The following is a 12,000-nucleotide window of genomic DNA, read 5'->3' on the forward strand; positions in this document are numbered from 1 at the left end:
GCGATTAACCGTCCTTCTCGATTTCACAGAGTAGCGGATGCTGGCTTTCCCTGGCGTACTGGTTGACCTGCATGGCCTTGGTCTCGGCGATGTCGCGGGTAAACACTCCACATACTGCCCGTCCTTCTGTATGGACGGCCAGCATGACCTTGGTCGCCAGCTCGCGATTCAGGTTAAAAAACACCTCGAGCACTTCGACGACGAAATCCATCGGTGTGTAGTCATCGTTGAACAAAACCACCTTATACATCGGTGGCGCCTGTAAAGCAGGCTTAGCCTCCTGAACAGCAATGCCTGCGGAATCGTCGTCGTGTAAATCAGGGCGATCCTGATTGAATGTTAGTCGAATCTGGCTGATTGCATGCATGGAAAGAAAGGTTCGTCAGTTGTGCGAATACAGTGGTGGGGGCGGCCATCGAAGATTTCAACTCCGACTGCCCGGTCACCTTGACTATCGGAAAATCGGTGTTACAAACAATAGAGCCCACAGTGGGTAAAAAAGGTCCGCGGAGTCAATTCTATTTGAAAGATCAGACTGCGGATTAACTGGATGATACTCCAGTGATGGAGTCTGTTGCAGAGGGATATGGGTATGGCTGTCGGTAAGGTGAAATGGTTCAACAATGCCAAGGGGTTCGGTTTCATTAACACCGACGCCAGAGAAGGTCGCGACGAGGATGGCAAGGAAATCGATTTCTTTGCCCACTATTCGGCTATTGAAATGGACGGATACAAAACCCTCAAGGCTGGGCAAATTGTTAGCTTCGAGATCATCCAGGGCCCCAAAGGACTGCATGCGGTAAAGATCGCGGCTGCCACCTCTCCGGACGAAAAGAGCACCACTGCCACCCGGCAAGAAACAGTGTCGAGCTGACGCAGCTCGTCATCCAGTCATAAAAAAACCGCCCGAAGGCGGTTTTTTTGTCAGCTGGTTTACATGTGCGAGATCAACGCATCACCAAACGCGGAAGACGACAGCAGTTTCGCGCCCTCCATCAGACGTTCGAAGTCATAGGTTACGGTTTTCGCGGAGATCGCGCCGTTGGTGCCTTTGATGATCAGATCGGCCGCTTCGGTCCAGCCCATATGACGCAGCATCATCTCGGCGGACAGGATCAACGAACCCGGGTTGACCTGGTCCTTGCCGGCGTACTTCGGCGCAGTACCGTGGGTGGCTTCGAACATGGCCACGGTGTCGGACAGGTTGGCACCCGGCGCGATACCGATACCGCCCACTTCGGCCGCCAGGGCGTCGGAGAGGTAGTCGCCGTTGAGGTTCAGGGTCGCGATGACATCGTACTCGGCCGGGCGCAGCAGGATCTGCTGGAGCATGGCATCGGCGATGGCGTCCTTGACAATGACGTTCTTGCCGGTTTTCGGGTTCTTGAACTGCATCCACGGACCGCCGTCGAGCAGGGTCGCGCCGAATTCTTCAGCGGCCACTTCGTAGGCCCATTCCTTGAAGGCACCTTCGGTGAACTTCATGATGTTGCCTTTGTGCACGATGGTCAGCGAGTCGCGGTCGTTGTCGACCACATACTGCAGGGCTTTGCGGGCCAGACGCTTGGTGCCTTCCAGGGACACCGGCTTGACGCCGATACCGCAGTTTTCGTCGAAACGGATCTTGGTGACGCCCATTTCTTCTTTAAGGAACTTGATGACCTTGGTCGCTTCCGGCGAACCGGCCTTCCATTCGATACCGGCATAAATGTCTTCCGAGTTTTCGCGGAAGATGGTCATGTCGACATCGCCTGGCTTCTTGACCGGGCTCGGTACGCCTTCGAACCAGCGCACCGGACGCAGGCAGACATACAGGTCGAGCTGCTGACGCAGGGCCACGTTCAGCGAACGGATGCCGCCGCCGACCGGAGTGGTCAGAGGGCCCTTGATGGAAACCACGTAATCCTTGACCGCGTCCAGGGTTTCCTGAGGCAGCCAGGTGTCCTGATCGTAAACCTGAGTCGCTTTCTCCCCGGCGTAGACTTCCATCCAGGAAATTTTGCGCTCGCCGCCGTAAGCTTTCTTAACAGCAGCATCGACAACCTTGATCATGACCGGGCTGATATCAACGCCAATACCATCGCCTTCGATGAAGGGGATGATCGGGTTGTTAGGAACATTGAGAGAATGGTCTGCGTTGACGGTGATTTTGTCGCCGACGGCTGGAACCTGAATCTTCTTGTATCCCATGCTGTACTCCATTGTTTGGATTGAACATCTGGCTGCGTTCGAGCGTACCCCAGTTAAATCGGCGCGCAAACCCTATGTTCCACCCATCTGCCGCGAAGCTGCACTGTTCGCGACGTACAAGCCTGAAAGCAAAGGGAAAAGCGCCAAACTCAAGCACGGCGAACGACTCTACGCGTCGCACTTGCCTGCGACCTTTAGACCAATGGACGAAAAACGTTGCATATGAACCATCGGCAGATTGCCAGCTACCTATGTATAATGCCGCCGCTGACCACAGAGTCACGACGGCCGACCGCTCTATCACAAGACGTTGGGCCCGAATAAGCAGGATTGCTACCGCAGTCCACCCGCTTGACGCTCGACTGATGCACCCAACATCACCGCGAAGAATCTCGACATTCGGCTCATGGATGACTTTGAACGAACGCGCTTACCCGGCGCCCCTCGAGTTTCTGCGCACGCTTTAGCAAAGAAGAGAGAGTTAATCCGAATATGCCCACCCGCTCGAAGATCATCTATACCTTCACCGACGAAGCCCCAGCCCTCGCCACCTATTCACTGTTGCCTATCGTAGAGGCTTTCACTGCCTCGGCTGATATCGCCGTTGAAACCCGCGATATCTCTCTTGCAGGGCGCATTCTGGCCAGCTTCCCCGAGCAATTGGGTGACAAAGCCGTAGCCGACCACCTCGCCGAACTGGGCGACCTGGCCGTTACACCTGAAGCCAACATCATCAAGCTGCCGAACATCAGCGCTTCGGTTCCGCAACTGCAGGCTGCAATCAAAGAGCTGCAAGCCCAGGGCTTCGCACTGCCGGACTACCCGGAAACCGTAACCAGCGATGCCGACAAGCTCGCCAAGTCGCGTTACGACAAGATCAAGGGCAGCGCGGTAAACCCGGTTCTGCGCGAAGGCAACTCCGATCGTCGCGCCCCGCTGTCGGTCAAGAACTACGCGCGCAAGCACCCGCACAAAATGGGCGCCTGGGCCAAAGACTCCAAGTCCCACGTCGCTCACATGAGCACCGGCGATTTCTACGGCAGCGAAAAAGCCGCCCTGATCGACGCCGCTGACGCCGTCAAAATCGAACTGATCGCTCAAGACGGCACCACCACCGTCCTGAAAGAAAAAACCACCGTGCAAGCCGGTGAGATCCTCGATTGCGCGGTCATGAGCAAAAACGCGCTGCGCAGCTTCATCGCAGCCGAGATCGAAGACGCCAAAGCCAAAGGCGTGTTGCTGTCGGTTCACCTGAAAGCCACCATGATGAAGGTTTCCGACCCGATCATGTTCGGCCAGATCGTTGCCGAGTTCTATAAAGACGCCCTGACCAAGCACGCTGACGTACTGGCACAGATCGGCTTCAACCTGAACAACGGCATCGGCGACCTCTACGCTCGTATCAAGGCTTTGCCTGCCGAACAACAAGCGCAGATCGAAGCGGACATCCAGGCGGTCTACGCCGTTCGTCCGTCGTTGGCCATGGTCAACTCCGACAAAGGCATCACCAACCTGCACGTGCCGAGTGACGTGATCGTCGACGCCTCGATGCCAGCGATGATCCGCGACTCCGGCAAGATGTGGGGCACCGACGGTCAGTTGCACGACACCAAGGCTGTGATCCCGGATCGCTGCTACGCCACCATCTACCAGGCGGTGATCGAAGACTGCAAGGCTAACGGCGCCTTTGATCCAACCACCATGGGCAGCGTGCCAAACGTTGGCCTGATGGCGAAGAAAGCCGAAGAGTACGGCTCCCACGACAAGACCTTCCAGATCAAGGCAAACGGCGTAGTTCGGGTTTCCGACAGCGCTGGCCGCACCCTGCTGGAACAGTCGGTTGAAGCCGGCGACATTTTCCGCATGTGCCAGACCAAAGACGCGCCGATCCAGGACTGGGTCAAACTGGCCGTCAACCGTGCCCGTGCAAGCGCCACTCCAGCGATTTTCTGGCTGGACCCAATGCGCGCCCACGACGGCGTAGTGATCGAGAAAGTTCAGGCCTACCTGAAGGATCACGATACTTCTGGCCTGGACATCCGCATCATGTCGCCTGTCGACGCGATGAAGTTCACCCTGGACCGCACTCGCGAAGGCAAGGACACCATCTCGGTGACCGGCAACGTATTGCGCGACTACTTGACTGACCTGTTCCCGATCATGGAACTGGGCACCAGCGCCAAGATGCTGTCGATCGTTCCGCTGATGAACGGCGGCGGCCTGTTCGAAACCGGCGCCGGCGGTTCGGCACCCAAGCACGTTCAACAGCTGCTGGAAGAGAACTTCCTGCGCTGGGATTCCCTGGGCGAGTTCCTGGCCCTTGCTGCTTCCCTTGAGCACTTGGGTGTTACCTACAACAACCCTAAAGCGCTGGTGTTGGCCAAGACCCTGGATCAGGCCACTGGCCAGTTCCTGGACAACAACAAGTCGCCATCGCGCAAAGTCGGCAACATCGACAACCGCGGCAGCCACTTCTACCTGGCGCTGTACTGGGCTCAAGCCCTGGCTGCCCAGACCGAAGACGCTGCACTGCAAGCGCAGTTCGACGAACTGGCCAAGACCCTGACCGAGAACGAAGCGACCATCGTTGCCGAGCTCAACGCCGTGCAGGGCAAGCCAGTGGACATCGGCGGTTACTACCACGCCAATGCCGAGCTGATCAGCAAGGCCATGCGCCCGAGCGCAACCTTCAACGCCGCGATTGCTGCGCTGGTTTAAGGTTGTAAGGGAACACCACAAACCCCGGCCTCGTGCCGGGGTTTGTGTTTTTAAAAGATCAAAAGATCGCAGCCTTCGGCAGCTCCTACACGGATCCTTGTAGGAGCTGCCGAAGGCTGCGATCTTTTGATCTTCAGTTTGCCGAAGACCGTACAGAGGAAAACCCTATGGATTGGCTACCCCACATCACCGTCGCCACCATCGTCGAAGACAATGGTCGCTTCCTGATGGTCGAAGAACTCAAGCACGGACAAACGGTACTCAACCAGCCCGCGGGCCATCTGGACCCGAATGAAACCCTGATCGAGGCCGCCGTGCGCGAAACCCTCGAGGAAACCGGCTGGGACGTCGAGCCGACAGGCGTGGTGGGCATTTATCTCTACACCGCGCCAAGCAATGGCGTGACCTACCAGCGGGTCTGCTTCACCGCAAAACCGCTCAAACACCACCCGGATTATCAGCTGGACGACGGCATCGTCGGCGCAAAATGGCTGACGCGTGACGAACTGCTGCAACAGCGCGCAAACTGGCGCAGTGAGCTGATCATCCGCTGTATCGATGATTATCTGGACGGCAATCACTTCGGTCTCGAACTGATCCGCCCTTCTCTTTAGCCTTGCAGGCTTGAGCCTGCTAGAATCGCGTCCTTTTTCAAGACACTCATTGAATCCCTATGCGTGATCCAGCCCCTTCTGATACACAAAAGAAGCGCGTCATTGTCGGCATGTCCGGCGGCGTGGACTCTTCCGTTTCCGCTCTCCTGCTGATCGAGCAGGGTTATGAGGTGGAAGGCCTGTTCATGAAGAACTGGGAAGAAGACGATGGAACCGAATACTGCACCGCCATGGATGACCTGGCGGACGCTCAGGCGGTGTGCGACAAGATCGGCATCAAGCTGCACACCGCCAACTTCGCCGCCGAGTACTGGGACAACGTGTTCGAGCACTTCCTGGCCGAGTACAAGGCCGGTCGCACGCCGAACCCGGACATCCTTTGCAACCGCGAAATCAAATTCAAGGCGTTCCTCGACTACGCCATGATGCTCGGCGCCGACCTGATCGCCACCGGCCACTACGTGCGCCGCCGTGACATCGATGGCCGCACTGAATTGCTCAAGGGCCTGGATCCGAACAAGGACCAAAGCTACTTCCTGCACGCTGTCGGCGGTGAACAGATCGCCAAGACCCTGTTCCCGGTCGGCGAACTGGAAAAACCCGAAGTGCGCGCGATTGCCGAGAAACACGACCTGGCTACCGCGAAGAAAAAGGATTCCACCGGGATCTGCTTTATCGGCGAACGCCGCTTCAGCGACTTCCTCAAGCAATACCTGCCGGCCCAGCCCGGCGAGATCAAGACCACCGAAGGTGAAGTCATCGGCCGTCATCACGGCTTGATGTACCACACCATCGGCCAGCGTCAGGGCCTGGGCATTGGCGGCTTGAAAGACGCCAGTGACGAACCGTGGTACGTGCTGATCAAGGACCTGGAACACAACGAATTGATCGTTGGCCAGGGCAATGACCATCCGTATCTATTCTCCCGCGCCCTGCTCGCTTCAGACATCTATTGGGTCAACCCGATCGACCTGAGCGAACCGCGCCGTTTGACCGCCAAAGTCCGCTATCGCCAAAGCGACCAGCCCTGCACGCTGGAAAAAACCACCAGCGGCTACCGCGCGACTTTCGATGACCCGCAACGCGCGGTCACCCCAGGCCAGTCCGTGGTGTTCTACGACGGTGAAATCTGCCTCGGCGGCGGCGTGATCGAAGTGGCCGAACCCTGGACCAGGACCAGCAAGGACCAGCGTTCATGAGCCCGACTCAGGAACAACTGACGGCCTTGGGCGGCGTGTTTCTCGCGGCGGTGCTGGTCGACAAGATCGCCAAGACCGGCCAGACCAATGAAGCCGGGCTGACCTGCATGCTCGGCAGCCTGTTGATTCGCGACCCCAAGGACACGCTGGAAGTCTATGGTGGCGACGACATCAATCTGCGTGAAGGTTACCGCGCATTGATTGGCGCTCTGGAACGCGACCCAAGCACCCTTCAGCGCGAACCGCTGCGCTATGCCCTGGCGATGCTCGGCCTGGAGCGTCAGTTGGCCAAGCGCAACGACATGCTGGACGAGATCGGCAAGCGTCTGCCGCAGATTCAGTCTCAGGTCGAACACTTCGGCCCGGCTCATGAAAACGTGATCGCCGCCTGCGGTGCGTTGTATCAGGACACCCTGAGCACCCTGCGCCAACGGATTCAAGTGCATGGCGACATGCGCAACCTGCAGCAACCGAGCAATGCCTCGAAGATCCGCGCGCTGTTACTGGCCGGCATTCGATCGGCGCGCCTGTGGCGGCAGTTGGGCGGTCATCGCTGGCAGTTGGTGATCAGCCGGCGCAAATTGCTTAAAGAGCTTTACCCGCTGATGCGCAGCAGCTGAACCGCGCCCGCAATACCGTTTTGTAGTCAGTAACGCGTAATACGCCGGTCAGTTGGCAACGGACCGGCGGATTTTTTCATGTATGATACGCGCCCCATTTCGTTGCCCGACTGTCCGAGAACACCCCATGCAGCTCTCTTCGCTCACTGCGGTTTCCCCTGTTGACGGCCGCTACGCCGGCAAAACCCAGGCCCTGCGCCCGATTTTCAGCGAATACGGCCTGATCCGTGCTCGCGTCCTGGTTGAAGTGCGCTGGCTCCAGCGCCTGGCCGCTCACCCTGCCATCAGCGAAGTGCCGGCGTTCTCCGCCGAAGCCAACGCGGTGTTGAACACCCTGGCGGAAAACTTCTCTCTGGAGCACGCCGAGCGTGTCAAAGAGATCGAGCGCACCACCAACCACGACGTCAAAGCCATTGAGTACCTGCTCAAAGAGCAAGCGGCCAAGTTGCCGGAACTGGCTGCCGTCAGCGAATTCATCCACTTTGCCTGCACCAGCGAGGACATCAACAACCTGTCCCACGCCCTGATGCTGCGCGAAGGCCGTGATGACGTTATGCTGCCGCTGATGCGCCAGACTGCCGAAGCCATTCGCGAACTGGCCATCCGTTTCGCTGACGTACCGATGCTGTCGCGCACCCACGGCCAACCGGCTTCGCCGACCACCCTGGGCAAAGAGCTGGCGAACGTGGTTTACCGTCTGGAGCGTCAGATCGCTCAAGTCGCCGCCGTTCCGCTGCTGGGCAAAATCAACGGCGCTGTCGGCAACTACAACGCTCACCTGTCTGCCTACCCTGAGATCGACTGGGAAGCCAACGCCCGCGCCTTCATCGAAGACGAGCTAGGCCTGGGCTTCAACCCGTACACCACGCAGATCGAACCGCACGACTACATCGCCGAGCTGTTCGACGCGATCGCGCGCTTCAACACCATCCTGATCGATTTCGACCGCGATATCTGGGGCTACATCTCCCTGGGTTATTTCAAACAGCGCACCATCGCTGGCGAAATCGGTTCCTCGACCATGCCGCACAAGGTCAACCCGATTGACTTCGAAAACTCCGAAGGCAACCTGGGCATCGCCAACGCATTGTTCCAGCACCTGGCGAGCAAACTGCCGATCTCCCGCTGGCAGCGCGACCTGACCGACTCCACTGTACTGCGCAACCTCGGTGTCGGCTTCGCCCACAGCGTGATTGCCTACGAAGCCAGCCTCAAAGGCATCAGCAAGCTGGAGCTCAACCAGCAGAAGATCGCTGCAGACCTGGACGCGTGCTGGGAAGTGTTGGCCGAGCCGATCCAGACCGTGATGCGCCGCTACAACATCGAAAACCCGTACGAGAAATTGAAAGAGCTGACTCGCGGCAAGGGCATCAGCCCTGAAGCGCTGCAGACCTTCATCGACGGGCTGGATATGCCTGCGCAAGCCAAGGCCGAGCTGAAACTGCTCACCCCGGCCAACTACATCGGCAACGCTGTAGCGCAAGCCAAACGCATCTGATCGACCGCTTTACCCGTTTGAGACGCCCGGCAGCGCCGGGCGTTTTTATTCCCGTCTGAAAAGTGCTTTTTTTCAATAGGTTACACATGAATCCTGATATTCCTCTTCAACTTCTGGGCGGCATCACGGCGCGCGAATTCCTGCGTGACTACTGGCAGAAAAAACCCCTGCTGATCCGTCAGGCGATTCCTGATTTCGAAAGCCCGATCGACGCCGACGAACTGGCCGGCCTGGCGCTGGAAGAAGAAGTCGAATCGCGCCTGGTGATCGAGAACGGCGAGCGTCCTTGGGAATTGCGCCGTGGCCCGTTCGCCGAAGACGAATTCAGCAAACTGCCGGAACGCGACTGGACCTTGCTGGTTCAAGCGGTCGACCAGTTCGTACCGGAAGTCGCTGACCTGCTGGAGAACTTCCGCTTCCTGCCGAGCTGGCGCGTTGACGATGTGATGATCAGCTTCGCCGCCCCGGGTGGCAGTGTTGGCCCGCACTTCGATAACTACGATGTATTCCTGCTGCAGGGTCACGGCAAGCGCAACTGGAAAATCGGCCAGATGTGCGATTCCGAGAGCAAGCTGCTGCCCACACGCGGACTTGCGCATCCTCGCCGACTTCGAAGCCACCGATGAGTGGGTTCTGGAGCCGGGCGACATGCTGTATCTGCCACCACGCCTCGCTCACTGTGGCGTGGCCGTCGACGACTGCATGACCTATTCGGTCGGTTTCCGCGCACCGAGCGCCGCTGAAGTGCTGACCCACTTCACCGATTTCCTCAGCCAGTTCCTGTCGGACGAAGAGCGCTACACCGACGCCGACGCCCTGCCGGCAGTCGATCCTCACCAGATCCAGCACGACGCCCTCGATCGTCTGAAAAGCTTGCTGGCCGAGCACATGAGCGACGAGCGCCTGCTGCTGACCTGGTTCGGCCAGTTCATGACCGAGCCACGTTACCCGGAGCTGGTGGTGGGCCCGGAAGAGGTCGAAGAAGACGACCTGCTCGCCAGCCTCGAGCAAGGCGCGGTGCTGATCCGCAACCCGAGCGCGCGCCTGGCCTGGTCGGAAGTCGATGACGACTTGCTGCTGTTTGCCAGCGGTCAGAGCCGTTATCTGCCGGGCAAATTGCGCGAACTGCTGAAGTTGATTTGCGCCGCCGATGCGCTGCACGTCGACAATCTCGGCGAGTGGCTGACTGACGAAGACGGTCGTGGCCTGCTGTGCGAGTTGGTCAAGCAAGGCAGCCTGGGGTTTGCTGATGAATAAAATTCACGTACGTGTCGCAGACTGGCAAAAGGACAACGCCGAGATCCGGCGCATTCGTGAGACGGTGTTCATCGCCGAGCAATCCGTTCCGCCTGAGTTGGAATGGGATGCTGATGACGCAACGGCAGTCCACTTTCTGGCCTTTGAAGGTGACTTTCCGATCGGCACCGCTCGGCTGCTGCCAGATGGTCACATTGGCCGGGTGTCGGTACTGAAGGACTGGCGCGGCTTGAAAGTCGGCGATGCGCTGATGCAAGCAGTGATCGGTGAAGCCGAGAAGCGCGGGCTGAAACAGCAGATGCTGAGCGCGCAAGTGCAGGCCACGGCGTTCTATGAGCGCCTGGGTTTCAGCCTGGTCAGTGAGGAGTTCCTGGAAGCAGGGATTCCACATGTAGACATGGTGCGTCACTCCGCCTGACCTGTGGCGAGGGGGCTTGCTCCCGCTGGGTCGCGAAGCTGCCGCAAATTTTCAGGGCCGCTACGCAGCCCAACGGGAGCAAGCTCCCTCGCCACAAAAGCCTTCAGGAACACCCCAAAACGCCCCGCCATCCTCGGATGCCGGGGCGTTTTGCTGTCTACGATTCAACTTGCCCCACCGCGGGCCGACAAACTGGCAATATCAAGACTTTGAAGGCGGAGATAACGGATATGCCCCTACGCACCCTGCTCACCACGCTGCTGCTGACCTGCAGTTTTTCGGTCATGGCCGCCACCGAGATCGTGCCTCTGAACTATCGCACCAGCGCCGACCTGCTGCCGGTGGCGCAGAATTTCATTGGCAAGGACGGCCAGGTCAGCGCTTATGGCAATCAGCTGATCATCAACGCAGAACAACGCAAGATCGACGAACTTAAAGCCGTGATCAGCCAACTCGACGTGGCCGCCAAGCGTTTGCTGATCACCGTCGACACCAACGAAAACAACTTCCAGGGCGATCAGGGTTACTCGGTGAGCGGTACCAAGCCGAGCCAGACTCGCATCATCAATCACAGCACCGACAGCCGTGACGGCGGCATCCAACAGGTTCAGGCGAACGAAGGCACGCCGGCGCTGATCCAGGTCGGCCAGAGCGTACCGTTGACCAGCACACAGACCGATTCCTACGGCGACCTGCGCAGCGAGACTGAATACCGCAATGTCACCCAAGGCTTCTACGTCACCGCCAGCGTCACCGGCGACATCGTTCACCTGGCAATCAGTACCAACCGTGACCGGATGAGCCAGGAACGTTCCGATGTAGTGAATGTGCAAAGTACCGACACAACTGTCACGGGTCGACTGGGTGAATGGATCACCCTGGCCGGCATGAATCGCCAGACTCAGGCCGACAAACAGGGTCTGACCCGCAGCTACTCGACTCAGGGCCGGGATGACATGACGCTGAGGGTGAAAGTCGATACGTTGGACTAAAGCACCAAAAACTGACTGATTAGTCGTATTAGACCAAAGATGTAGTGCTTGAAAAAAAGCACTACAAAACGTTTGACGAGCCAAAAAAGCAAAGGCATGATGGCCTCGCTCCCGCTAATCAGAGGCCCTGGCAAGGGCTTTCGAGTCGCTGTTCGCACCCTACCCCGCGAGCCGATTCGTGTCTGTACCGCCCACAAGGTGTGTTTGACGAGGTTGCCGACTGGAACGAAGTTGTCCCGAGGGACGGAAGCGTAATAGGTAACCCGGCTCCACACTGAAGTTCGCACCAAGGCCCACGACGCCCGAATGCGCTCGCCAGTTCGCCCTTACCTGCTCACTTCCCCTCGAGCCCATCGTTCATCCCGTCGCCTACCCCGCCAAATCCAGCCTTGAGCGCCTAAGCTTCTGGTCAGCGAGCAGCCTTTTATGCCCCTTTAAAATGCGTATCTGGCAGGAGCAGGAATTTTCACCAAGAACGACTTTTATCAAAGACG

At 58.4% G+C, this 12,000-nt stretch carries 10 protein-coding genes and 1 pseudogene; 9 read left to right on the top strand and 2 right to left on the bottom strand.

Annotated features, from left to right (window positions below; translation table 11 throughout):
• Positions 1-4: 4 nt before the first annotated feature.
• Positions 5-367 (bottom strand): ATP-dependent Clp protease adapter ClpS, encoded by a 363-nt coding sequence (gene clpS / locus ABH909_RS22070; protein ID WP_015094394.1) that lies wholly within the window; start codon positions 365-367, stop codon positions 5-7.
• Between the two features lie 225 nt (positions 368-592).
• On the opposite strand from clpS, the gene ABH909_RS22075 reads away from it, so the two are divergent.
• Entirely contained in the window at positions 593-874 is a 282-nt protein-coding gene (locus tag ABH909_RS22075; protein WP_429437099.1) for a cold shock domain-containing protein, read from the top strand.
• A gap of 59 nt (positions 875-933) precedes the next feature.
• Here the strand turns inward: ABH909_RS22075 and icd are convergent, their stop codons facing one another.
• Complete coding sequence (gene icd, locus ABH909_RS22080; protein WP_007905029.1) at positions 934-2,190, bottom strand: NADP-dependent isocitrate dehydrogenase; 1,257 nt, start codon at positions 2,188-2,190, stop codon at positions 934-936.
• Between the two features lie 492 nt (positions 2,191-2,682).
• Between icd and ABH909_RS22085 the strand changes: the two genes are divergently transcribed.
• From ABH909_RS22085 to ABH909_RS22120, 8 genes and pseudogenes are all read left to right on the top strand, one after another.
• Complete coding sequence (locus tag ABH909_RS22085) at positions 2,683-4,908, top strand: NADP-dependent isocitrate dehydrogenase (RefSeq protein WP_429437102.1); 2,226 nt, start codon at positions 2,683-2,685, stop codon at positions 4,906-4,908.
• Between the two features lie 167 nt (positions 4,909-5,075).
• Positions 5,076-5,522: an NUDIX hydrolase gene (locus ABH909_RS22090; RefSeq protein WP_429437104.1), complete on the top strand. Its 447-nt coding sequence runs from the start codon at positions 5,076-5,078 to the stop codon at positions 5,520-5,522.
• A 59-nt stretch (positions 5,523-5,581) separates the two neighbouring features.
• Positions 5,582-6,721 (top strand): tRNA 2-thiouridine(34) synthase MnmA, encoded by a 1,140-nt coding sequence (gene mnmA, locus ABH909_RS22095; protein ID WP_429437107.1) that lies wholly within the window; start codon positions 5,582-5,584, stop codon positions 6,719-6,721.
• Positions 6,718-7,341, top strand: coding sequence for a high frequency lysogenization protein HflD (hflD, locus tag ABH909_RS22100; RefSeq protein WP_007905037.1), 624 nt, complete (start codon positions 6,718-6,720; stop codon positions 7,339-7,341). Before mnmA ends, hflD begins: the two co-directional genes overlap by 4 nt.
• A 127-nt stretch (positions 7,342-7,468) precedes the next feature.
• Positions 7,469-8,839: an adenylosuccinate lyase gene (gene purB / locus ABH909_RS22105; protein WP_123493780.1), complete on the top strand. Its 1,371-nt coding sequence runs from the start codon at positions 7,469-7,471 to the stop codon at positions 8,837-8,839.
• Between the two features lie 86 nt (positions 8,840-8,925).
• A pseudogene (locus tag ABH909_RS22110) lies at positions 8,926-10,096 on the top strand (JmjC domain-containing protein).
• Positions 10,089-10,514: a GNAT family N-acetyltransferase gene (locus tag ABH909_RS22115; RefSeq protein ID WP_429437110.1), complete on the top strand. Its 426-nt coding sequence runs from the start codon at positions 10,089-10,091 to the stop codon at positions 10,512-10,514. Before ABH909_RS22110 ends, ABH909_RS22115 begins: the two are co-directional and overlap by 8 nt.
• Before the next feature lie 230 nt (positions 10,515-10,744).
• Positions 10,745-11,506, top strand: coding sequence for a secretin N-terminal domain-containing protein (locus ABH909_RS22120; RefSeq protein ID WP_429437112.1), 762 nt, complete (start codon positions 10,745-10,747; stop codon positions 11,504-11,506).
• Positions 11,507-12,000 lie beyond the last annotated feature (494 nt).

It is taken from the genome of Pseudomonas sp. BS3782 TE3695, assembly GCF_050435305.1.
Taxonomy (GTDB): Bacteria; Pseudomonadota; Gammaproteobacteria; order Pseudomonadales; family Pseudomonadaceae; genus Aquipseudomonas.

What these genes read in the sequence shown, in the direction of transcription:
- clpS (WP_015094394.1), bottom strand. Translation starts at nt 367, where the DNA reads ATGCATGCAATCAGCCAGATTCGACTAACATTCAATCAGGATCGCCCT.
- ABH909_RS22075 (WP_429437099.1), top strand. Translation starts at nt 593, where the DNA reads ATGGCTGTCGGTAAGGTGAAATGGTTCAACAATGCCAAGGGGTTCGGT.
- icd (WP_007905029.1), bottom strand. Translation starts at nt 2,190, where the DNA reads ATGGGATACAAGAAGATTCAGGTTCCAGCCGTCGGCGACAAAATCACC.
- ABH909_RS22085 (WP_429437102.1), top strand. Translation starts at nt 2,683, where the DNA reads ATGCCCACCCGCTCGAAGATCATCTATACCTTCACCGACGAAGCCCCA.
- ABH909_RS22090 (WP_429437104.1), top strand. Translation starts at nt 5,076, where the DNA reads ATGGATTGGCTACCCCACATCACCGTCGCCACCATCGTCGAAGACAAT.
- mnmA (WP_429437107.1), top strand. Translation starts at nt 5,582, where the DNA reads ATGCGTGATCCAGCCCCTTCTGATACACAAAAGAAGCGCGTCATTGTC.
- hflD (WP_007905037.1), top strand. Translation starts at nt 6,718, where the DNA reads ATGAGCCCGACTCAGGAACAACTGACGGCCTTGGGCGGCGTGTTTCTC.
- purB (WP_123493780.1), top strand. Translation starts at nt 7,469, where the DNA reads ATGCAGCTCTCTTCGCTCACTGCGGTTTCCCCTGTTGACGGCCGCTAC.
- ABH909_RS22115 (WP_429437110.1), top strand. Translation starts at nt 10,089, where the DNA reads ATGAATAAAATTCACGTACGTGTCGCAGACTGGCAAAAGGACAACGCC.
- ABH909_RS22120 (WP_429437112.1), top strand. Translation starts at nt 10,745, where the DNA reads ATGCCCCTACGCACCCTGCTCACCACGCTGCTGCTGACCTGCAGTTTT.